Consider the following 22,440-nt stretch of genomic DNA (forward strand, 5'->3'; position numbering starts at 1 on the left):
CCCCCGCCCCCCTTATTAAGGGGGGCGGGGGGGGGATCGTTTTGAGCGTACTGGATAGACTGCCTACCATGCTTTTACTTGACCCGAGGGAATCTTGCTTGACCATCAAATAACTTTTTGTAGACAGTTTTCAGGTGGCGAGTGACATCTGGCAAATTTTGACTGTAACAGTCTCCAATCCACTTAGTTTCTTCAGCTTTTTTCAAGCCCGTAAGGAGAGCGTTAAGTGCTGACTGGCGCCAACCTTTGCCAGTTTCTTTGTAGGTGTCGATAGATTGTGATAGCGCATAATTCCACCACCAAAGATCGCAACCCAATGATTGAGCTAACAGCACTTGTTGTTCTGGCGTTGGATATAGGCTAACTTTGACAACCTTGTGTAACACCTAACATCACCTCCTTGGTTTTAATATTATATACTATTGGTTCTAAAAACTTCAGGAGGTTGGCAAATTTTGTCGGGCAAGAGTTGCCAAAATTTGCTTGGGGGATGTCCATGTATCCCACGATTTCGCGCGAGGACTTTATTGCCTCCCCCAAATCCCCACCGAAAGTTAACCTGGCTGCGACAGGTTGCAAGCTAAAGCTTCGTTCTAATTGTTTTAGCCAAACCCAATTTCTAGCTGCAACAGATTAGAACGAACAACTGTATCTACAATCGGGCATAATGTTATTCCGGCTGACGCTCTAGGGTTGCTTCCATCATACTGGTGAGGTAATGACCTGCCAGGATGCTGCTGCTGAGGTAATATTTGTTTTCATCGATCTGGTGCATGGTTTCAAAGCCACTGCGACGTTGGCGGTCGTTTAGCACCCAGTAGCGCTGCACAATTGTTTCTGGAGCAATCCACCCCTCACCTTCCACGCGACCCAGTAAACTATGTTGCAACACAAAAGTATACTGGAGTTCCCCAGCATCTAGACGCCCTCGATATTGGAAGGCTATTTCCTCGCGATCGCTATCGGGAAACATTAGCTTGGTCACCATCGTAAACCAATTATCCTTACTCCACGCCACCAAAGTTAGCCCTCTAACACCGATGGGCATCTCGTTGCGCTCAAGCCAACTTCCCTGCAACCTCCAACGCCCAGCCTCCAATAAAAAGGTATGAGCCACTGCTGTGTGTTCCTTGATTTAATCGCTCACTGCCAAAGCAGAGTCTATGCTATCATGCGGCGGTTGTGCCATCGCAAGGTGAATTTCCCCCAGAAGGGCGCTGGCGCTGGCGCCGGTTACTTGGGGAAGATTACCGGGGATACCCAGATGTCGCCAATAGGCCAGAACGGCAAACGCGATCGCTTCTTTATAATCTGCATTTAATCCGACTTCATCGGTAGTCAAGACTGGAATTGGTAATGGCGTTCCCAGGCTCTGCCTGGGAACGAGGGTAATCGGTAATTGGGTAGATTCTCCTGGTGGGGATAGATAAATCTGTAATCGCTGTTTTAGATAAAGATTGCGACTGCCGCCGCCGCACAATAGCACCCGATCGGGCATCTTCGGTAAGAAAGTTTGGTAGTTGTGAACGATTGAGGCGACGGTTAGTTCGGTGAGGGTAGCTAACAGGTCAGCGGCACTTAAATTATAAGGCTCTGCATCTGCCAAACACTGTTGGAAAAAGTCTACTCCAAATAACTCGCGCCCTGTAGATTTGGGCGGCGGCAGTTGAAAAAAGTCATGGCTGAGCCACTTTTCTACTAATGCTTGACAGGGTGTGCCGCCAGAAGCCCAATTGCCATCTTGGTCGTAAGTTTTTGTCTTGCCGGATAAATGCTGCACTGCTAAATCTACGAGTGCATTTCCAGGACCCGTATCCCATCCTTGGATTTTATCTTCCCAATGGGGGGATTGACGCGCAGGTAAATATGTGGTATTGCCGATGCCACCGATATTTTGGACGCAGCGAGATTCTTGGGGATGACTGAGCAGACAGGCATCTATTTTAGAGACGAGGGGCGCACCTTGTCCGCCTGCGGCAATGTCGGCGACGCGAAAATTACTGATGGTTGTAATATTTGTCAGATGGGCAATTAACGCGCCTCGTCCGAGTTGGAGACTGTATCCCATTTGGGGAATTCCCACCTGCACATCAGGAGGTCTATGGTAAACTGTTTGACCGTGACTACCGATGAGTTGGGCTGGTGGACGATCTGTTTGGATAGTTTGGGCAGCTTGGGCGAAAGTTTTGGCGATCGCATCATCTAATTGAGCCAATTCTGCCATTGACAGCGCCGCCCCAGCACAGACAGCTAAAATTTGCTCTCGTAAAGCTTCTGGGTAAGGGTAAGTTGCCCCCGCGAGTAGTTCAACTTTTAAATCGACATCAGTACCGGAAATCTCAACCATTGCGGCATCGATGCCATCGACAGAGGTGCCGCTGATTAAACCAATTACGCGCATTGTTATCAATAGACTTCAAAAATATCACCGGACGGGCAGGATGCCCATCCCACAGGATACAGCAGATTGCAAGTGAGTGAGGTACAGCATCAACCATCTGTAGGGGCACGGCATCGACAATCTTTGTACCCGATCAAAAGACTTGGCTGCCGTGCCCAATCCGGCAACGATCGCCACAGCCACGATCTGTAGGGGCACGGCATCGACAATCTTTGTACCCGCTCCAAAGACTTCGCTGCCGTGCCCCTACTCAGCTTCGCCAATTAAGGTGAATGCTGCCCAATCTCTGGGGTTGGGGTGTTGCTGCATCGTGGTTAACATAGCTTGGCGCAGGGATTGGGCTTTATCGCCAGTGCGCTGGAATTGTTGATAAAATTCAGTCATTAAAGCGGCTGTGGGGGCATCAGGAACCAACCACAAAGAAACGATCGCACTGGGAACTCCGGCAGTAATCAACGCACGAGATAAACCAATCACGCCATCGCCGGTGATGCGCCCAGAGCCAGTATTACAGGCACTCAAGACGACTAATTCAGCGTTGAGGTTTAATTCTAGTATTTCTTCGGCAGTGAGCAAACCGTTATCGGTGCCAGAAGGGGCGAGAGCGATCGCGCTTTGCAATCCCTGAATATCATTTAATAACCCGTGGGTGGCTAAATGAATAATTCTGGCTGCGGGCAATTTTGCCACTACAGCAGATTTTACAGCTTGGTTGCCGATTAGGGGTTGGGTATTGAAAATAGAAGCGATCGCAACTGCTTCTCGTTCCGCATTCGGCAACGCCCCTAACTGCTGTGCTGCTTCTCCCGGCATGATGGAGACTTTGGGCATCGTAGGATTGCCAACTATGAGCATATTTTTAGCATTCCCTGGCAGTTGTTGCCGTCGCCGATGGGTTAATTCCAAAACTTGAATTGCTGGGGCGGTGAGGATAGTATGTTTCTCGATTAAATACTTCCCTTGGGCATCTTGGAGAGCGGTAAAAGGAACTAGAAATAATGCCCCTTGGGGAATAAAGATAACGCGGGATTCTGGATTAGTTGGTAATAGGTCAGAAATTGGTTGGATGAGCAACTGATAGAGTTTCTGCAAGCGGGGGTTATTGCTGCGGCGGGAGTCTACTTTAGCTGTTACATCAGCGATGGGACGTTTTAGAGTCACATCTGGAGGAAACGAAGATTGTCTAATTGTCAGCATCCTGCCAGTAGTATCAACTGCTACCACCTCCCAAGGCTCCGAATCAGGGGCGTCGGTGTTGAGTTTGACTAAATCGCCGGGGAGAAAAGCTAGCTGCTGTTGGTTTTGAGAGCGATTTCTGACGCCAATGGATTGACGGGTGTCGGGAACGAGGTTTTTTATCGGAATATCCAGGGAGGTGAGGTCAACAGAGCGAAACGCGACTTCACCTGTGGGCTTGATTACCCAAATCAAGAGTTCTAATTTGTTTATACCTTTAAATTCAGTATCAAGAATTGAATATTCAACCAGTGTGGCATTTTGGTCTTTCGCAATTTGTTGAATTTGCCCGATGGTGAGTTTATTGATATTCAGTTGAGCATTTGGGGAAGCAGAGAAGCGCTTTGCCAATAACTCCACAAAAGCTCTTGCTCGACCTCGCTCGGCAATTTCTAAAGCTCGATCGGGCTTCTGATTGGCGACATAAACTTTTTGTAAACCGATGTAGGGACTTGCTTGAAAATCAAAAATTGTCACCTTATTGGCATCGTTCAACTTCTCCCGCAACGATTCCATCATCTCAATTGAAGCGAGTAGGGTTTTCTCTGCTAGGGCGAGATTGCCTTGTTCAAAAAAAATAAGTCCGAGATTGTTAAGTAACTCGGCTTGCGATCGGCGATCGCCTAAATCCCGTGCGATGCTCAACGCTTGCTGATATAACTCAATTGCCTGCTCGTATTTCCCAAGCTCAGAATAAACGCTGCCCATACTGGTGAGGGAATAGCCTTCGCCCGGGCGATTGCCAATTTCTCGTGCAATTATTAGGGACTGCTGATGAATTTCCATCGCCTGCTGATACTGCCTGCGAGATTGGTAAGCAATGCCCAAAATATATAGCGAAGAAGCTTCTCCTTCGCGATCGCCTATTTCCCTTGCCAGAGCCAAAGACTGCTCAAAATGCTTAATCGCCTCTTGGTATTGCCCTAAAGACAAGTAAGCAACGCCTAAATTACCTAAAGCACGGACTTCCCCAAAGCGATCGCCTATTTTCCGTTTAATTGCTAGAGACTGCCGATGAAGCTCTAGTACCTGTTGATATTGCCCCAGGGAACTATAAGCATCGCCTAGATTGTTCAGAGTATTAGCTTCTCCAGAGACATCGCCGATGTTGCGTTTAATATCTAAAGACTGCTGATAAAACTCTATTGCCTGCTGATATTCCCCTAATTGATAGTAACTAATGCCGATACCGTTGAGAGCAGCAGCTTGTCCCTGGGAGTAACCTATTTCTTTTGCCATAGCCAGGGACTGTTCGTAGTACTTAATCGCCTCCCGGTGTTGTCCTTGGGTATCGTAAGCATTAGCTATACCGTTGAGGGAATTGACAACGCTCTTGCGATCGCCTACATCCCGTGCAATCTGGAGGGACTGTTGATAGAATTCGATCGCCTGCTGGTATTGTGACAGGAAATAGTAAGTTTGACCGAGATTGCTTAGGGAATTGACTTCCAAAAGACGATCGCCGATCTCCCTTGCAACAGCTAAAGACTGTTGATAAAACTGAATCGCCCGCTGGTATTGCGCCAGATTGCGGTATGCGCCGCCCAGATTGTTCAGATTGTAGGCGATGGTCTGGCGATCGCCTCTCTCCCTGGCGAACGCGAGCGACTGCGTGGCAAACTCTATCACCCGCTGGTATTGTCTCAGGGAATCGTAAGCCTTGATCAAAGTGGTGAGAGAATTCGCTTCCACAGAGCGATCGCCACTCTCCCGTGCGATCGTCAGCGACTGTGAAGAAAACTCAATTGCCTGCTGGTGTTGCCCTAGAGTTTGGTAAGCTACGCCCAGATTGCCCAGGGAAGCAGCTTCTCCACGGCGATCGCCAATCGATCGTGCAATTGCCAAAGCCTGCTGATAAAACTCAATTGCTTGTTGGTATTGCTTGAGGGAATCATAAGCTAAACCAATACTGCCCAGGGTATTGGCTTGACTCTGGCGATCGCCTATTTCCCTATAAATAATCGCTGCCTGTTGAAAAGACTCTATAGCAGCTTGAAATTGATTATTCCCAGCTTGCTCAAGTCCTTGCTGAAACAATCGATCTGCTTCTACTTTCCGATCCGATTGGGTTTGAGCCAACACAGGTAAATTAGCAAATGGCGTTGGCAAATTGAGTCTCAAAGGCACGTACACGGTCGCCAAAGAAGTGAGAATTGCGACGAATGAAATTTTTGTCAATTTCATAGTTATGCCTGTTATTCAGACGCACAGCAAGGAACCAGAGGCTCTTCAATCGTATTCTCTAAGCGCACAAATGGATGCCGCAACAGATCCGCCCATTGGGCAGCCAATTTAACATCCTGCGGGTTGGCAAGCCTCTGTTGAGCTAATTCGGTTAGGGTATCGTACCAAAAACCATTAGCCGCATAAAGGTCAACCCGCTGTTGTGGAGTTGCCGTCTCTAACTGACTCTTCAATGTGGCAGTCACTGACTCTCGCATCACTACCCCATCCACGACAAGATAGTCAGACTGACTTGTCGGATTGCAAAAGAAATAAAATTGCCAACGGTACTTTTTCCCACTCTCTAAAGGTGGCGCAGTTTGCGGCAGGCGGAAGCTTACAATTCCCTGCCCTTTAGTGACTTGGAATCTAGTTTTATAAACTGTATTTTTTGTATTTTCGTCCTTGAGTACTAACTCAACAGCACCCGATTGATAGGGAATGTAAAGCCAAAAAGTGGGACGTTCCGAAATGGTTTTTCCCAGATTAGTAGCAGGTACTAAAGCTGTGAAAGGTTTGGTTGATTGAGGGCAGCCGGGGCGGCTGCCAGAGTCCGATCTACGTCCCGGTGCGCCATCGTTTGGCGGCTCGAATTTTGATGCTAAAAGCAACCGGGAAGCCGCCGGGTTAGCAGAGATAGCAGGAGTACAAAAGCCACAGCCAAACACTGCCAAAATCAGAGCGAATTTACAGCAAATTCCCAGCGATTGAGCTACAGCCTTTTGGCTTTGTTTGTATAGCGGCAGCATTAATGCTGCCGCTATACAAACGAAGGTGTACCTCATGCGCCTGCCATCCGCTTTAAAAATGATTCCTCCGCGATTAAATTTGAGCGAGGTCATAAATGCACCTCTTTTGAGGTGAAGTATTGAGTTCAACTTCAACAATTACTTCAGCGAGTATTTTTATTTTTCCCGAAACGTTCAAGGCAATTTTGCAAATAATTGTAAGCGAATTTCTAAGGCACGGGCAAGAGTCGCAGATCCACCAGTCGCTACCAATGTGAAAGCACTTGGCACTAGCGGCACCCATCCGCCCTGAATTAAAAAGCCAAAGCACAATCCGGATAAAATGCTTATAGCTGCTCCCGTAGCCAATCCCCAATATAGGATTCTCTTATAGTAGCAGGCGATCGCACCCCCAACAATTGCCCAACCCCACACCCAAACCGCCTCTCCCCACGCATTCCAAACCCACAAAATAGGTCGATTATCTAGCACCGCACTGATAATTTGACTCACCATTTGCGCCTGTACAATTAACCCTGGCATTTTCTCATAAGGCCACTTCATTGTACTGTATGGTGTGGAAAAATCATCGCTAGAAATAGGAGCAGTTACGCCGATCAGAACCCCCCGATTTTTTACCCAATCTGGTTTAATATTTCCCGATAATACTTCTGATATTCTAACTCGCCTAGCAATATCAGCAGATGCTCGATAATTAAGTAATATTTGAAACCCCCGATTGTCGAGATTTTGATATCCACCTGTATCAAGTTTTAAAGGTTTTATAACAGTCTTAACCAGCTTTACCCTATTATTACCAATCAGTTGCGGATAAATCCCATCTGCTGCTAGGTAATGCAGTGCTACTCTAATGCTGAAAGAGTAGTTTGTTGCACAAGGATCGGTGTGGTGTGGCGTCATAAATACGAGGTGGCGGCGGAGAATGCCATCTGGATCTACTACCACATCGCTAAATCCCAAGCGGTTTTCTGGCAGTTTAGGCGGAGGTTTAATCCCTGGTTTATTGGGATTGTTAGTTTCCCTGGCGCTGCAAATAGCGATGAGTTTTTGATTGTGATGAAACTGGCTAACTAACGCTGAATTACCAAATTGTACAGGTTGAGCGCGAAAAATATCTAAACCAATCGCTCGCGGTTGATAGGAATTTAATTTTGCGATCGCATCAGCTAAAATCCCATCCGGTAGCGGAAATCCATAGCGGTTAATATCTTCTTCAGTTGCTTCAACTACCAACAAGCGCTCATCTATCCCTTCATTTGGACGCAGGCGCATTAACAGATCAAACGCTTGAAATTCTAATCCCTGAAGTATTCCCATCTGTCGCACTGCCATGACCAAAATAGTTATTACTAAACTGGCAATTAATGGGGTTTGGAATTGGATGCGCTCGCTTCCCCACAATTGTTGCCAAGTTGGCGGTATTGTTGCCGGATTCTGGCAAATTGCAGGTAACCAACTAGCACAAGGAAAATCACCTTCCAATCCTTCCAATTTTTTCCTCGCTGACTGCACTGCCAGATAAAAAGACGCTCCAGAAGCAAAACTTTTGATAAAATACTTTAAAAATTCCTGTGCTACTTTATCCGGTACTGGTTCCCGCATCACAATAATTTGCGGTATATTTAACTGTTCTAACTTGCGTGCTAATCCTAACCCATCGCAAGAGTTAAAAATTGCGATTTTTAACCCGCTTTCAACCGCTTTTTTAATCGCTAACTCTACTTCTTCAATTGTTAAACTATCTGTTTGATTGATATAAATTCTGCCTGTTTCTCCTTCAGTTTTACTATGCCCAGCAAAAAATAAAATATCCCAGGATTGTTCCCACAGTTGGTTGGTTAGATCTTGGCGTTGCGGTTGTACCAGAAAGGTGGTTTCTGCCTGGGGTAATTTTTCTAGTAACTGTCGGTCTTTTTGGACATCAATACCGTCTTGATTTCCCAAAATAGCCAAAATTTTGATTGAGTTAGTACAAGTTTGTTTTTTTACTTGATTTGGTTTTTCGTAAGCGATCGCACCGAGGGCAATTTCAGCGGAAGGGTAACGTTCCAATAAATCCCACAAATGCCAGGGAAGTTGTCTGAGTTGGGGGTTTTCGGTGCGAATTAGCACTCGTACTTCTTCCGACGTGCTGATTTTTTCCAACCATTGCTCGCGAATCGAGAGAAAAGACTCAGATTTAAGCCAGGAATTGAGATGGGATTTCAATTTCAGCCCTAAGTCTTGGCACTCTTGACGCTGGGTTTTGATCGATCCATCAAATTTGACCTTTTTAGCTTTAATTGCCCTTGTGGACTTCCCCAGACCGCGATAAACTGACTGCCAGTGGCTATATTGAGTCACCAGTTCGGGTGCGGGAGGTAACATACCGCCGATCTCTGTAAACGAGCGTGAGCCTTCCGCTGCAATTTCCAGGGTAACTCGAAAACCCTGCTCAAAATCACCGTCGAGTTTGAGAACAGCTAATTTTCCCATTGGTAATTGGGGATTGGTAATGGGTAATGGCTAATTGCTAATAGCTAATGGCTAATTGGGTAAGCGGTGTTTTTTTCCCATTAGCCATTAGCCATTAGCCATTACCTAGATCGTAAACTCTTCCATTATGCTAACATCACCCACAGCCAATTTGACGCTAAAACAATCTCCTATTTCGCCACTAAACTGCAATTGAATCTGCTTATTTTCGCTTCTCGCTTGAACATCCATCACCATTTCCCCCACTTCATCGAGCAACATCAACTGGAGATTGGTAGGTAAATAGGTTTGATTTTTGAGGGGATGCACCTCGACCATAATATCCATTTCTTGCTCGGATTCTGGCGTCAGTGCGACAATTAAACCAACTGATTGACCAGTCATTCCTAATTCGATTAACTTGCATCGCCTAACGCTACCTTCCGGGTTTCTAAATCTAAAAGCGAGTTCAGTTTGTGGCTGACCTAAAATTGTTTCTACAGCTTGCCAACCGGCATCAAATATATTATCAAACCATTGACTCAAATTCGCTCTTATTTCTGCCGGTAAATCTGTTTTCCCCACTGTAACTGCGAGGTTTTTCAGGTGATAAATATGGTCTAACAAGACATCCAGCGGCTGAAATTCTGAAACTTGCAGTTGCTCTGGTGGATTGTTATAATCGACAGCAGGTGCAAATCCTAAAAGCTCTACTTCTGATAGATTTTCCTCGAACTGCACGCCCACATAACCAATGCGATTTTCTGTGACTTCGGGGGGTAAATCCAAAGCTGTCTCTTGTGGCAAAACCGGGCGACACTCTAAATGACCAATCCCTGGTAAAACCAAATCTGCGACATCAAATATCGCCCGTTTTACCGGATGCCAACTCTCACTTTGCTCTAAACTTGTTTCAATTTGCAGCCATTTTAAATAACTGTGGACGGCATAGACAGCTAGGGTATTGAGGTAAACTTGCTTCCCTTTTTGGCGGTTGGCTTGTTGGGCGGCAAATTTCTGGGCGAGGCGATGAGCTTCGTAACCCAGGGGGACTTTTAACAGATGCGCTTGTGTGTTGTTCATGGCTCGATGTCGGGTTCATATCCTAAATTTAGTGCAATTTCTTGCAGCATTGGTAAGCAATTTCTTTTCCAGTGGGCGACGAGGGTTTGATATTTAACATTCCAATCTCTGGCAATATCTGCCAATTTATCTGGAGGGTTTTTCAGGCGTAGCCTTTGGATGAGTAACATGCAGTTGCATTCAGGTTTGGCTTTGAGATGGCAATTTTTCAGTTTACCATCTGGATCTGATTCAATGTACTGTTCTAGTTCTAAACCAATGCGCTGTGTTTCTTGGTTTTGAATTTGTTCGATGTAGGCGTCAATTCCGCTGAGGGAAAAAGTGCAAAAACCACTTTCTGACAATCTATCCAAATAAGTTGCACCTTCTTCATCATCCCAAAGGGGTTCGTCGAAACTGCGAGATGGTTTGTCATCGGGTGCGTACAAATCTTTAATTCGCCAGTAAAGGTAACCGTTAATCCACTTTACCAGGCTGATTTGAATTGAGGGTGGGCGGGGCTTGAAGTTTTGAATATTTTTGCTCACCCACTCCCAGGTTCGATTCAGGGCGTGTAAATAATCTGGGTGCTTAGATTTGTATAATCCGGGAAGAGATTGGATTTGAATGAGCAGCCGATTCAGAGCTTTCTTTCTTGCCAAACTCTGAGGGGGGTATTTGCAAACTTCTGCAATCAGTTGTCTTAGCTGTTCATCGATTGTCATTGCTCTGGGGGAGGTAATTGGTAATTGCTAATGGCTAATTGCTAATTGCTAATTTTTAAGGCGATCTGGCGTCAGAAGCATTTTACTATTAGCCTGAACAATTATCTATTCGCCCTTAACAAAAAGTCAGACTATTTTTGCGAAATCTTTGTCATACCGTTTTCCCTTCACAGATCCCCCTAAATCCCCCTTAAAAAGGGGGACTTTAACTTCTTCTGTTCCCCCCAATGCATCGGGGGGTTAGGGGGGATCGGATCTGTAGCATCAAGAAGGGAAAATGATATCATATCGTTTCCGGTTGCATCGGCGGAATTATACCGTTTTCCCATGAATGTGCCACATTTGGGGGCGGGTTTATAGAGGCGAGAAACCGGGTTTCGACCTAGATCTCTATCCTTGCTCAACGATTTTTCAGAGAAACAAAGGTGATTTAGGCGGATTGGTTGGTAAAACCCGCCCCTACCTACCTTTTATCTTGAGTTTAGACGTAGAGGAAGTAACTATCAGTGAGGTTTAAACTCGTTACGCCTGCTACGCGAGCAATCAGTTCATCCTTGGAACCCAAGCCCAGAGTACCATCATTATCTAGGTAAATATTGGTATTGCCACCAATTGCGGACAGAACGTAATTTGCTTCTGTTCCTGCTAGCTGGATAAAATCTTCGGCAATATTAAAATCGGTTATCAGGGCGAAATCAGCAGTGCCGCTACTCTTGGCTTTGCCATCATTGTAGTAGGCTCCGGCGATCGCATCCCCCAAAACAAACCGATCTATGCCTTCCCCACCCGTCAGGGTATCTAACTCGCCCACTCCGGGCGCACCATCTAATGAATCAACGCCGATAACAACATCATTGCCTTTGTCGCCATAAAGTTCGTCATCCCCAGCACCACCGATGACGGTGTCTTTATTTTGACCACCATAGATGATGTCGTCACCGTCGCCACCATTGAGCAAGTCATTGTTTTGCCCGCCATAAACTTCGTCATCGCCTTCGCCGCCGATCAGGCTGTCATTGCCTTTACCACCGTAAATGGTGTCGTAACCGCTACCGCCATCTACGGTATCGTGACCATCCCCACCATCGATCCAGTCATGATCTGACCCGCCTTTGAGCCAGTCATGACCTGCCAATCCCTCGATAGTATCGTGACCTGCGCCACCATCTAGGGTATCGTGACCCAATGTGCCAATCAGCACATCATTGCCCGATTTGCCACCGATACTGTCGTCATTGAGGATAGTACCTACTCCTGAAGCAACGGCAATTGTCGCGTTAGTCCCATTGCTCAAATTGACTTTGAAGGTTTCGTCCGGTTCGACGAGCGTGTCGCCGATTACTGGTACGGCGATGGTTTGCGTAGTTTGACCGGGGGCAAAGGTAAGGATGCCGCTGGTTTGTTTGTAGTCTTGGCCTGCTGTAGCACTCTCGTCAGCGGTAACATAATTTACCGTTACTGTTTGAGTACTAGCTGCGGATAGGCTGACGTCGAACGTTGCATCTTTAGCGCCGCTATCGCCTTCGGTCACCTTCACGTTGCCGATTGACAGTTGTGGTAGGACGAAGGAATCATCATTGAGGATAGTACCTAATCCTACGCTGGTGACGATTTCTGCATTTGTCGCCTTGGTTAGGTTAACTTTGAAGGTTTCGTTCGGTTCTACTAAAGTGTCGCCGATTACTGGCACTAAAATCTGTTGCTTAGTTTGACCGGGAGCAAAGGTGAGCAAACCTTCTTTGGCTGTGTAGTCTTGTCCGGCGATCGCGCTATCGTTAGCAGTAGCATAGTTTACCGTCACCGTTTGAGTACTTGCCTTGTCAAGGCTAACTGTGAAAACTGCATCTTTAGTGCCACTATTGCCTTCGGTTACCGTAACGTTGTCGATAGAAAGTTTTGCAGTAGGCGCAGTCTGGTGATTGCCAAAATTGATGTCGGTGACAACCTGACTATCGCTGAGGTCAACCTTGTGAGTACCAGCAGGTGCGTCCGTCACGTTGAACATCCGCACCCCAGACGAGGTGGACATGAACAGGAGTTGCCCGTCATTGCTCGTTGTCATCATCCCATTGCCAAAGGGTCGGGAAGAATTGTCCCAATCATTTTTAATATCTTCCCCAATGTCCAGGTGATACAGCTCTTTCCAGGTGTTTGTATCAAAAGCAATTATTTGATCCGTAGTGGAGTTAGCAGCATAGAGAACATCCTTTAATGGATCGAATGCCATTCCACCATCAACACCGGAAAGGTTCTCAACCGAGTTAAGGTTTCGATCCAAAATTGAAATCCCGTTACCCCATTCGAGTGCAATCAGCGACCCATTGCGGTTCACCGCCGACAAATTATTCCCAAGATATGCATTCGTCCATTTGTCATTAGAAAATTTATTGGCGACGGCATCATAAGTAAAAATGGGACCGCTCGAAATGCCATCCTGTGTGATAAAAAAGAGGGAGCGGTCTACGCTACGCACAATTTGTGCGCCTCCATAGACTGAAGTTTTATCCGTCCGTTTCGATATCTGATCGGTGTTCAAATTCAGTTCGCGCATTGGGTGCCACTGCCCAAACGAGTGAACTATGCCGATACCATTTGAGCCAATTGCTACATCGCTAGGTCTGTCATCATACTCTAAGTTATAGGTCAGGTTGGTGACACTACCATTATTCAGGTTGACCTTGCGAATGAAGCCTTGTGTTGCTCCTGTTTGATTTTCCGCAACGTATAAAGCACTGCCATCGGATGTAATATCACCACCGTTTAACGAGTTGCCGACATCAAAGGGAGTTAATAGAGACTTGGAATTAATATCAAAACGTTCCACATCTCCATCGCTAGTTGTCATATAAAGTAACTTGCGCGACGGGTCGAAAATTAAGTCGCGTCTGTCTTTAATTGGAATCAGCGTACTCTCTCCTACCGTTGGGAATGTCTGCGCCCAACCGGGCTTTTGCACTTCGGCTACTGTATAAGCGCCTGCTGTCAGTCCGGTGAATTTATAGTTGCCGTTGGCATCGGTTGTTGTAGATTTTTCCCCGGCATCCAACTGACCGTTTTTGTTTTGATCCAGGTAGATTGTCCAACCTGCTAAACCAGATTCGTTGGAGTCTTTTACGCCGTTATTATTGAGGTCGTTCCATTTAATCCCAGAAATTTCGCCAGCCATCGTATTGATTCCTTAAAATCGCACAAAAAAGTTAATAGGTGTCGTAACAAATCGAGTTATTACACCCCCATAAGAACTTTTCTGGTCATGAGTTGTAGGTCATGACCGCTGACTGATGTCCTATTGCCAGTCGCTCTTATATTTAGTTCTCAGGCAAGCTGGGAAAAATTATGCAAACTTCGGATGCGATCGCTCACCATTGTTAAAAGTTCCTTCCCCCAGTCGATTTTCTGCTGCTCAGGCAGCTTCTCCATGTGGCTCAGGCTCTCTGGTAAAATTTATGCAAAATTAGGGACGCCCAATCGTTTTTTAGCTGAGAGTGAATACTTTCTCTCCCCTAGTCTCTATGCCCTAAGCTAGATGCCAGATTACCGACTTGATCCTAGCCAAAAAAACTGGTGTAATATGGCAAGATGAAATATGAAAATCTGCTACTAAAGCCGATGGGTAAAAAAACTTGTTTGTGGATTAATCTACTCGCTGTCGCTGTCAGCAGTCTGAGTTTGACAACGTCACCTCAAGCACTGGCATTGCCAAGCTTGGAAAATATTCAAAAAAATCAAGCGCCTGTTCCCAGGAATGGCTCGCGCCCAGAAAACCAAGAGCAAGCATTGGGTTATTATCGCCAAGGGGTGACGTTTCAGCAGCAAGGACAGTTGGAAGCGGCGATCGCTCAATACCAAGAAGCGATTCGTCTCAATCCCAACATGGCAGAAGCATACCTAAATATGGGAGCAGCTTTGGCAGGTATTGGCAAGCAACCAGAAGCAATCGCTGCCTATCGCGAAGCGATTCGCGCTAATCCTAATTTGGCAGAAGCTCATCATAACTTGGGCAATGCCTTTGCTCAACAAGGCAAACTCACAGAAGCGACGCAAGAATATACTCAAGCAATTCGGATTAATCCCAATTACGCTAAAGCTCACTATAATTTGGGGAACGTCCTGGCTAGACTTGGGGAGCGACAACAAGCGATCGCTCAGTGGCGGGAAGCAATCCGCGTTAATCCCGAATTTGCCGAAGCTTATGCTAATTTAGGCGTTACTTTGACTCGACAAGGTCAACGACGAGAAGCTGTAGAGGTATTAAAAAAAGCTAGAGATTTATTCAAAGCTCAAGGTAAAAGCGACCAAGCCGAGCAAATCGATCGCATTTTACAACGGCTCGAACGCGGTTCAACCGTAATAACTTAAAAGCAATGCCGGAGTCAGCTGACCCTGGTGACTCCGGCGATATTTTTTGCGAAAAAACTTCATGCTAGTTTTGCCGTCAGCACCCTGTGATGATTACTCGTCCACATTCTGCTTACGCAGCTTACCAATCGCCAAAGCTAAACCAATAGCTGCTAAACCAAGGATAGTTGTAGGTTCGGGAACTGATTGTTCCGGACCAAAGGATGAACGAGCGATACGGAATGCAACAGTTGTACCACCTTGGAAGCGGTTGCTATTGTAACCTACGCCTTGTAACTGATTGGGCGTCAGCATTTCAATTCCCGAAAGCAATCTTCCCGACTGAATCACATTAAAACCAGTTGGATCGAAATAGCTAGGACCAGTCTCGCGAGATAAGCTGCCAAAGAAATTTGCCGAAGTTGCTGCATTTGCAGGCATATTTCTCAGGTAGCCATCGATGGTCGCCTGGGAGCTAACGTGCTGTCCCCCTACGCTCCTAGCCGTTACATTACCATAAAGACCGACTTGAGTCACTCCCCCACTATTAGCACCGAAGTGAACGCCAAATAGGTTGCCGTTAGCTGTTGCTAGGTTGGTTCCAGTAGTGTTAATTAACAGATCCCCATAGCCAATTTTGTATTGAGTGCGTCCATTGCTTATGGTGTCCTGACCTGCATTCAACCCCATGTCGTGGGTGTTAATCGCGAAATAAACGTGAGTGGCATCTTCCATGAAACCCATTCCATACAATTCATAGTGTTCGCCACCATAAGCATCTCCTACCGCATCATTAACATACTGCCACTCACCCCTGGGACTGTTACCCAGCACCATTGCCATCATGTCGTTGTTGCACTCCATGGCGATGGAGAGGGTTGATCCGCCTAAACTGATAGCATTGGCGTTCCCAGTCATCGAGATTAAACCAGCAACAGTTGCAGTAGCACCGAAGAGAGCTTTGAGCAAAGAGGATTTCATGCTATTTCCTTTTGGTTTGGTCTGTTTTTCCGTTCCAGGTTCCAAGCATAGGAAACGGAATCTTCAGAAAAAAAGCGTAAATCCACTTCTCTTTTTAAAATTACCGTTGAACTTCTATTGGGTATTTACCGAAATAGTTAGCTATGTTTTTTATTACTTATATAAGTATAAATGCTGCATCTGTAGGGTACGGATGCAGGCACTGTATGAGTGAAACAATGGTGGCTATTGCTTGCAGCAAGCGATCGCCAAGCCAATCGCTGCTAAACTAATAATGCTCGAAGGTTCGGGTACGGAGGTGGATCCACTGAGTGCCGACTGATTAAACTTAAACGCGATGGTGTGCGCTCCAGCAAGGTTTTTAGTATCGTATCCGGTGGCTAGTAACTGTGGCGTCACATCACCTTTGGCGAGGAAGGTAATATCTGTGAGAAAATTGCCGGAAGCGATCGCATTCAAATTAAATTTCCCATCTTTCGTCCCTAAATAGCTACGGGACAAATCTCCATAACCCACCGTACCACCTAGTCTGGTGACATAATTCTCATATCCCGATATCCCACCAGCAGCAGTTGTGTAGCCATTTTTGATATCAGTAACGGTTTTAGCTTGAACGCCTCCGTAAACACCGAGTTTTGATATCCCAGAAGCATTCACATCAGAAAAGCGAATACCGAACAAATCCCCGCTATTCATCGCTGATGCAAAGTCTTGACCAGAAAGGTTGAAAAATAAATCCCCCCATCCAATTTGTCCAGATGCTACACTCGCTTCTGGGCTTCCTGTCAAAGGCATATTCCCGTTAAGAACTACGATAATGCTGTCGGCAGTTTCTTTAACAGCCATGCCGAAAATATCATAAGGATTTCTCTGCCCAGCAGCAGCACCAATTCCCCACATACCGTTGACTCCATCGGAATTGGAATCAAATGCATACTGCCAGCCATTAATAGTAGAATTTTGCCCTATAACCAGGCCGACGCCGTCGTTGAAACACTCAACGAATGTATTAAATGTAGTCCCCCGCGTTAAACTAGCCGCATTTGCTGACCCTGTTATACAAATAATACCGGCAGCAACTGCTACGATCTTGAGTAAATTTGATACCTTGCCAGATCTGATTGCTTTTAGCACCCTGATGTCCTATTGCGCTGATGAGATTAGCTTACCTGTAAAACTACCCAGCTCAAAGCTTATAATCCCGTAGCACTTGTCAAAACTTGCGAAAGTATAATCATAATTTCGCAAGTTTTTATGTAATTAATTATACAATTATCCCTTGATTATTCAGTAATAAGTCGGAGGCAGCTGCGCGCCGTCAACAACCCTTCCCAGCTATACTGGGAAACGTAGATTGGATATCCATTGGATAGCTCTATGAAAAGAATCAAGCAATATCGCATCAGGTTGACGGAAGAAGAAGACGATTTGTTAAAGCAAAAAGCGAAAAGTTTGGGAACCAGCGTAGCGGATGTTATCCGCATGGGAATTAATTACCAAATAGATGACTTAAGGGGACGTAAAGAGACGGAGTTACGAAACAACTCAGAGTTTATCAAAAACTGGGAAAAAACCTTTGAACCATCACTTTTCCAGCGGTTTGAACGAGGAATGCAGCACAGGTTGCAAATTGTCTATTTAGATATTTTGAACCAGTACAAAGGCGCTGTTTGTTACGCCGATGGAAAATTTGAGGTTGTATCCAGCATTAATGAATTTGAGTCAAGTAGCGAGCCACTTCCCATTGTAGAAGAAGCACAACCTGAAATTGTATCTGAACAGACAGTAAAAGCGGAAATTTGTCAATCTTTGAACAGGTTTTTAGGCGGTGAGTGGACTGGCGATGAATGGATCGTGCAAATCTTTTTATCTGGTTTAAAAGTAGATTTACCATGTAGTATTTAGAATTGACAGGACTGACGCAACATCTCTATATGTAGGGTGCGTTAACGCAGTGTAACGCACCATCTCCAGCATATCTGGAGTACGGCACCCCACAATTACATAAAATTGAGCGGGTCAACATCAATCGTCAAGCTAACTGAATCAGGACACAAGTTTCGCAACTCAGTCAAATCTGGTAAGTCCAGGGGAATATTTGGTGGAAACTTGATTAAAATTTGCCATCGATATCGATTGGCAACTCGCATAATACTAGCAGGTGCTGGCCCTAAAATTTCGTAACTTGCTGCGTTCTCTTCTACTGGACGCAAGTGAGCTGCTAGCATCAAGGCAGTATTTTCAACTTCAACTTCATCTAAACTGCTCAAGCGAAATAAAATTAAACGTCCATATGGGGGATAATTTAATGCGGCTCGCTGCTGCAATTCTGAGCGGGTAAAATATTCATAGGCGTGATGTTGCGCCGCTTGAATGACTGGATGTTCTGGTGTATAAGTTTGCAGAATTGCTCGCCCAGGGTCATCGCCCCTTCCCGCTCGACCTGCGACTTGAGTTAAAGTTTGAAATGCCCGCTCTGATGCGCGGTAATCTGATAAATGCAGCAGTCCATCAGCTGCTACAACACCTACTAAAGTAACTTGGGGTAAATCTAACCCTTTAGTTAGCATTTGAGTGCCTAATAAAATATCTGCTTCCCCGTTAGCAAACTGGGTTAGCAAAGTGCGGTGCGATCCTTTATTGCGGGTGGTGTCGCTATCAAATCGAATGCAGCGCAACTGAGGAAATTGCTTTTTCAATTCTTGTTCGACGCGCTGAGTACCGCTGCCGAAGAATTTAAAATAAGGCGAACTGCATTCCGGACAAGTTTTTGGGTGAGCTATGACAAAGTTACAGTAATGACACCGTAACAATTGGGGCGCGCCTTCGTAGGTGTAGTGATAAGAAAGGGAAACATCGCAGTTGGGACATTCCATCACATATCCGCAACTGCGACAAGAGACAAAGCTACTGTGTCCGCGTCGATGGATAAATAAAATTCCTTGCTTTTGTTCTTCTTGCAATTGTTGCAAGGCATCTTGAAGCGAGCGGCTAAAAATTGAACGGTTACCCTCGCGCAATTCTTGCCGCATATCGACTATTTCTACAGGCGGTAATGGACGCGATTGAATTCTTTCTGGTAGGGATAGGTAATGGGTAATTGGTAATGGGTAATTGCTAATTGGTAATTGGTAATTGGATAATTCTCCCCTGCTCCCCCGCTCGCTCACTTCTACCCAAGTTTCTAAAGAAGGGGTGGCGGAACCTAAAATTAACGGGCAATTTTCTAACTCGGCGCGCCATTGGGCGACGGTGCGCGCGTGGTAGGTGGGGGTGGGTTGGTCTTGTTTGAAGCTGGAATCGTGTTCTTCGTCTAAAATAATTAAACCCAGGTGGGGTAGGGGGGCAAATACGGCTGAACGTGTGCCGATGACGACTTGGGGTTCCCCTGCCAGCATTTGACGCCAGGTGTCGTAGCGTTCGCCTTTGGAAAGATTGCTGTGATAAATACAAACTTTACTGCCGAAGCGGGCGCGGAAGCGATCGCTCAACTGCGGTGTCAGTCCAATTTCCGGTACTAATACTAGCGCCGATTTACCAGCGGCGAGAACCGGAGCGATCGCTTGTAAATATACTTCTGTTTTCCCCGAACCCGTCACCCCATGCAACAGTACTTGGGCATATCCTGCTAAATTATTAATATTTTCTAATGCATAAGCTTGTCTATCTGTCAATACTTTGTCAGCATTGGCTGCTACTTCTGGTTCGGCTAATTTCCGCAGGATTTCCTGTTCCTGAATCACAACGCAGCCGTTTTCCGCTAGTGTCTCTAGGGTGGACAAGGTTGTCTTGTAAGTTTTGATCAAATCATCGAGCCACATTTCGCCCCCGCCTTGGGTGCTGAGAAATTTTAAAATCTCTCTTTGGCGGGATGTGAGGGTGACGTTGCTAGAGTATGCATTGGCGGAGAGAGCGATCGCTTTTCTTAATTTCGGCTTTGTAGCTGGGGCGATTTCGAGATAGCTTTTCACCCAACGGCGTTTGAGCAACTCTTTTAATCCTCGCTCAGCTCCGTTGCGGTTGATGCGATGTTGTTTCTCCAATTGCTGTTTAACGTAGTTCCAGGCACAATCGGAGGTTTTAGAAGCTTGTAGCACCTCTAAAATCCCTCGCGCCGATAAACTGAGAAAGGCAGCTGCGCCGGTAGGGATAGTATCCGGATTGAGGCGAAGGCGACGCTGGGGTTTATCTAGTAACCCAGGCGGTAACGTGGCTTTAATTACCGTCATCAGCGGCGCGTGGTAGTAAGAAGCTACGCGCAACAGCAGGGTTGAATAGGTAGCACGTAAAAATCCGGGGCTAACGACCTCATCTATATCGCGGATTTTTTCCGGCGCTAGATTGGCGGGGGGTTGGTTAATGATGCGAATGGCGATCGCTCTCAACACCTGCGTCCCAAACGGCACGGTTAAAATATCCCCTGGCTGCACTTCCATCTCTGGCGGCAAGCTGTAAGTATATAACTGCATACTCCGGGAATCTTCCCCATTTTGAGCGTCTTCACCAATCCCTGGACAATATACCAGCGCTTCCACCCATTTGCTGGGAGACGAAGCAGTCTCATAAGACGATCCAGGTTCGGCGACTAAAGGCAAGTTGCCGCTCAAATGGGTAGTATACATACAGCTCTTGTTAACCAGATTTATGTTGTATTTTAGCCGGTTCGCAACTACTGAGTTAATCCCATCCATTAATCTTGCTGGAGGCGGAGTTTTAAGTTAATTTATAATTGTAGCGCCCGCTGACACTTCCGTCCGTAGCATAGTGCGTGTTTTACCCCCGACGATAGAGAAGAAAATTTTCTAGTATATGAGATGCTTTGATTACAGCCTGAAAGCTTACTAAAAGTTTAAGGATGACTCATTTATAAGTTATGTCATAGAACATTAACCTTATTAGTTAAATTTTCCTTTTAATGCCATAAATAATACAGCAGGCAAAACAGTAATAGGTTCTCTATAAAAGAATCTAGTTAAGCATCAAGCAAAATCCTTAACAGGTGGAGCGGACTTAGTTAGAATGTATAAACAAAAACCACTTTTGAACAACCAGTCGTTACCCGAATCCGAAACAGACCTGATTATGAATATTGCTGAGTTAGATTACCAGAATACCGATCCAGTATTGGTAGATATGAATTTGACATCCTCTGGCAATTTGGAGCCTTCCGAACCAGATCTAGCTGAAGTACAAGCGGAAGCAGAAGCGATCGAGTTAGGGGATGAAGGTGAATTGGTAGAAGTTCGCACGTCAGGCTATCAAAAAACGATTGCCGATGATGCTGTAGGCGCATTTTTCAAGGAAATGGCGCGCTATCCACTCCTGAAACCCAGCGAGGAGATAGAATTAGCCCGCCGCATCCAAGTTTTGGTTAAATTAGACGAACAGCAAAAACGCTTACAGACTGCCTTGAGGAGAAAGCCTACCACAGAAGAACTAGCGGCGGCGTGTGGGTTAACCGAACGGCAATTGGAAAATCGGCTTTATCAAGGGCGAGTGGCGAAACGGCGGATGATTCGCTCGAACTTGAGGTTAGTGGTTTCAATTGCCAAGCGGTATTTAAACCGGGGCGTACAGTTTCTGGATTTGATTCAGGAAGGGGCGATGGGATTGAATCGCGCCACCGAGAAGTTCGATCCGGATAAAGGATATAAGTTTTCTACCTATGCTTACTGGTGGATTCGGCAGGCAATTACGCGGGCAATCGCTAACGATGCGCGCACGGTACGCCTACCAATCCACATCGTCGAAAAGCTGAACAAACTCAAAAAAGTGCAGCGGGAACTCAAGCAAAAACTGGGGCGCAATCCCAACGAAGTTGAGATAGCACAAGCTTTAGATATTTCCCCCGAACACCTGCGCCAGTTGTTACAGCTGCGGAGGCGATCGCTTTCCCTCAACCATCGCGTTGGTAAAGAAGAAGACACCGAACTCGTCGATCTCCTGGAAGATACCGATACTCAATCGCCCGAAAAGCAGATGAGCGATGCGATGATGCGTCAGGAGATTTGGGAAGTATTGGGGGATGTCCTCACCCCCAGGGAGAAGGATGTCATTTCCCTGCGCTATGGTTTGACTACCAACGAACCTTGTACTTTAGAAGAGGTCGGCAGCTTGTATAATCTTTCGCGGGAACGGGTGCGTCAAATCCAAAGCAAAGCGATGCGGAAATTGAGACGCCCCCAAATCGCTCAGCGGTTGAAAAACTGGCTTAGCTAATGGCGGATGATAGATTTAAGATTGCAGATTGAGTTAATCTACAATCAATTGC

16 protein-coding genes are annotated in these 22,440 nt (G+C 46.0%); 3 read left to right on the plus strand and 13 right to left on the minus strand.

Annotated elements, in window-relative coordinates; genetic code table 11:
- Positions 1-74: 74 nt before the first annotated feature.
- From ACE1CM_RS16210 to ACE1CM_RS16255, 10 genes are all read right to left on the minus strand, one after another.
- Positions 75-386, minus strand: coding sequence for a helix-turn-helix domain-containing protein (locus ACE1CM_RS16210; RefSeq protein WP_374878546.1), 312 nt, complete (start codon positions 384-386; stop codon positions 75-77).
- Between the two features lie 284 nt (positions 387-670).
- Entirely contained in the window at positions 671-1,117 is a 447-nt protein-coding gene (locus tag ACE1CM_RS16215; RefSeq protein WP_374878547.1) for a hypothetical protein, read from the minus strand.
- 18 nt (positions 1,118-1,135) lie between these two features.
- Positions 1,136-2,401 carry an anhydro-N-acetylmuramic acid kinase gene (locus ACE1CM_RS16220; RefSeq protein ID WP_374878548.1) on the minus strand — a complete coding sequence of 422 codons (1,266 nt, stop codon included), beginning with the start codon at positions 2,399-2,401 and terminating at the stop codon, positions 1,136-1,138.
- Between the two features lie 24 nt (positions 2,402-2,425).
- Positions 2,426-2,599 carry a hypothetical protein gene (locus ACE1CM_RS16225; RefSeq protein ID WP_374878549.1) on the minus strand — a complete coding sequence of 58 codons (174 nt, stop codon included), beginning with the start codon at positions 2,597-2,599 and terminating at the stop codon, positions 2,426-2,428.
- A gap of 48 nt (positions 2,600-2,647) precedes the next feature.
- The gene (locus tag ACE1CM_RS16230) at positions 2,648-5,821 is read right to left on the minus strand and encodes a tetratricopeptide repeat protein (RefSeq protein WP_374878550.1); all 3,174 of its coding nucleotides are present in this window, start codon (positions 5,819-5,821) and stop codon (positions 2,648-2,650) included.
- A gap of 11 nt (positions 5,822-5,832) precedes the next feature.
- Positions 5,833-6,702, minus strand: coding sequence for a DUF928 domain-containing protein (locus tag ACE1CM_RS16235; protein ID WP_374878551.1), 870 nt, complete (start codon positions 6,700-6,702; stop codon positions 5,833-5,835).
- 81 nt (positions 6,703-6,783) lie between these two features.
- Positions 6,784-9,084: a CHASE2 domain-containing protein gene (locus ACE1CM_RS16240; protein WP_374878552.1), complete on the minus strand. Its 2,301-nt coding sequence runs from the start codon at positions 9,082-9,084 to the stop codon at positions 6,784-6,786.
- A gap of 105 nt (positions 9,085-9,189) precedes the next feature.
- Complete coding sequence (locus ACE1CM_RS16245; RefSeq protein WP_374878553.1) at positions 9,190-10,146, minus strand: DUF1822 family protein; 957 nt, start codon at positions 10,144-10,146, stop codon at positions 9,190-9,192.
- The gene (locus ACE1CM_RS16250) at positions 10,143-10,850 is read right to left on the minus strand and encodes a hypothetical protein (protein WP_374878554.1); all 708 of its coding nucleotides are present in this window, start codon (positions 10,848-10,850) and stop codon (positions 10,143-10,145) included. The genes ACE1CM_RS16245 and ACE1CM_RS16250 overlap by 4 nt, the downstream gene beginning before the upstream one ends.
- Before the next feature lie 481 nt (positions 10,851-11,331).
- Positions 11,332-14,016 carry a Calx-beta domain-containing protein gene (locus ACE1CM_RS16255; RefSeq protein WP_374878555.1) on the minus strand — a complete coding sequence of 895 codons (2,685 nt, stop codon included), beginning with the start codon at positions 14,014-14,016 and terminating at the stop codon, positions 11,332-11,334.
- Between the two features lie 413 nt (positions 14,017-14,429).
- Between ACE1CM_RS16255 and ACE1CM_RS16260 the strand changes: the two genes are divergently transcribed.
- Positions 14,430-15,209 carry a tetratricopeptide repeat protein gene (locus tag ACE1CM_RS16260; RefSeq protein ID WP_374878556.1) on the plus strand — a complete coding sequence of 260 codons (780 nt, stop codon included), beginning with the start codon at positions 14,430-14,432 and terminating at the stop codon, positions 15,207-15,209.
- A gap of 93 nt (positions 15,210-15,302) precedes the next feature.
- Here the strand turns inward: ACE1CM_RS16260 and ACE1CM_RS16265 are convergent, their stop codons facing one another.
- Both ACE1CM_RS16265 and ACE1CM_RS16270 read right to left on the minus strand, forming a co-directional pair.
- Complete coding sequence (locus ACE1CM_RS16265; RefSeq protein ID WP_374878595.1) at positions 15,303-16,052, minus strand: PEP-CTERM sorting domain-containing protein; 750 nt, start codon at positions 16,050-16,052, stop codon at positions 15,303-15,305.
- Between the two features lie 342 nt (positions 16,053-16,394).
- Entirely contained in the window at positions 16,395-17,303 is a 909-nt protein-coding gene (locus ACE1CM_RS16270) for an XDD3 family exosortase-dependent surface protein (RefSeq protein ID WP_374878557.1), read from the minus strand.
- Positions 17,304-17,546: 243 nt separating this feature from the next.
- Between ACE1CM_RS16270 and ACE1CM_RS16275 the strand changes: the two genes are divergently transcribed.
- The gene (locus ACE1CM_RS16275) at positions 17,547-18,074 is read left to right on the plus strand and encodes a hypothetical protein (protein WP_374878558.1); all 528 of its coding nucleotides are present in this window, start codon (positions 17,547-17,549) and stop codon (positions 18,072-18,074) included.
- 95 nt (positions 18,075-18,169) lie between these two features.
- On the opposite strand, the gene priA is transcribed toward ACE1CM_RS16275, so the two are convergent.
- Complete coding sequence (gene priA / locus ACE1CM_RS16280) at positions 18,170-20,791, minus strand: primosomal protein N' (RefSeq protein ID WP_374878559.1); 2,622 nt, start codon at positions 20,789-20,791, stop codon at positions 18,170-18,172.
- A 397-nt stretch (positions 20,792-21,188) separates the two neighbouring features.
- Between priA and ACE1CM_RS16285 the strand changes: the two genes are divergently transcribed.
- The gene (locus tag ACE1CM_RS16285; RefSeq protein ID WP_374878560.1) at positions 21,189-22,388 is read left to right on the plus strand and encodes an RNA polymerase sigma factor, RpoD/SigA family; all 1,200 of its coding nucleotides are present in this window, start codon (positions 21,189-21,191) and stop codon (positions 22,386-22,388) included.
- Positions 22,389-22,440 lie beyond the last annotated feature (52 nt).

Origin of the sequence: Microseira sp. BLCC-F43, assembly GCF_041929235.1 — a bacterium.
GTDB lineage: Bacteria > Cyanobacteriota > Cyanobacteriia > Cyanobacteriales > Aerosakkonemataceae > Microseira.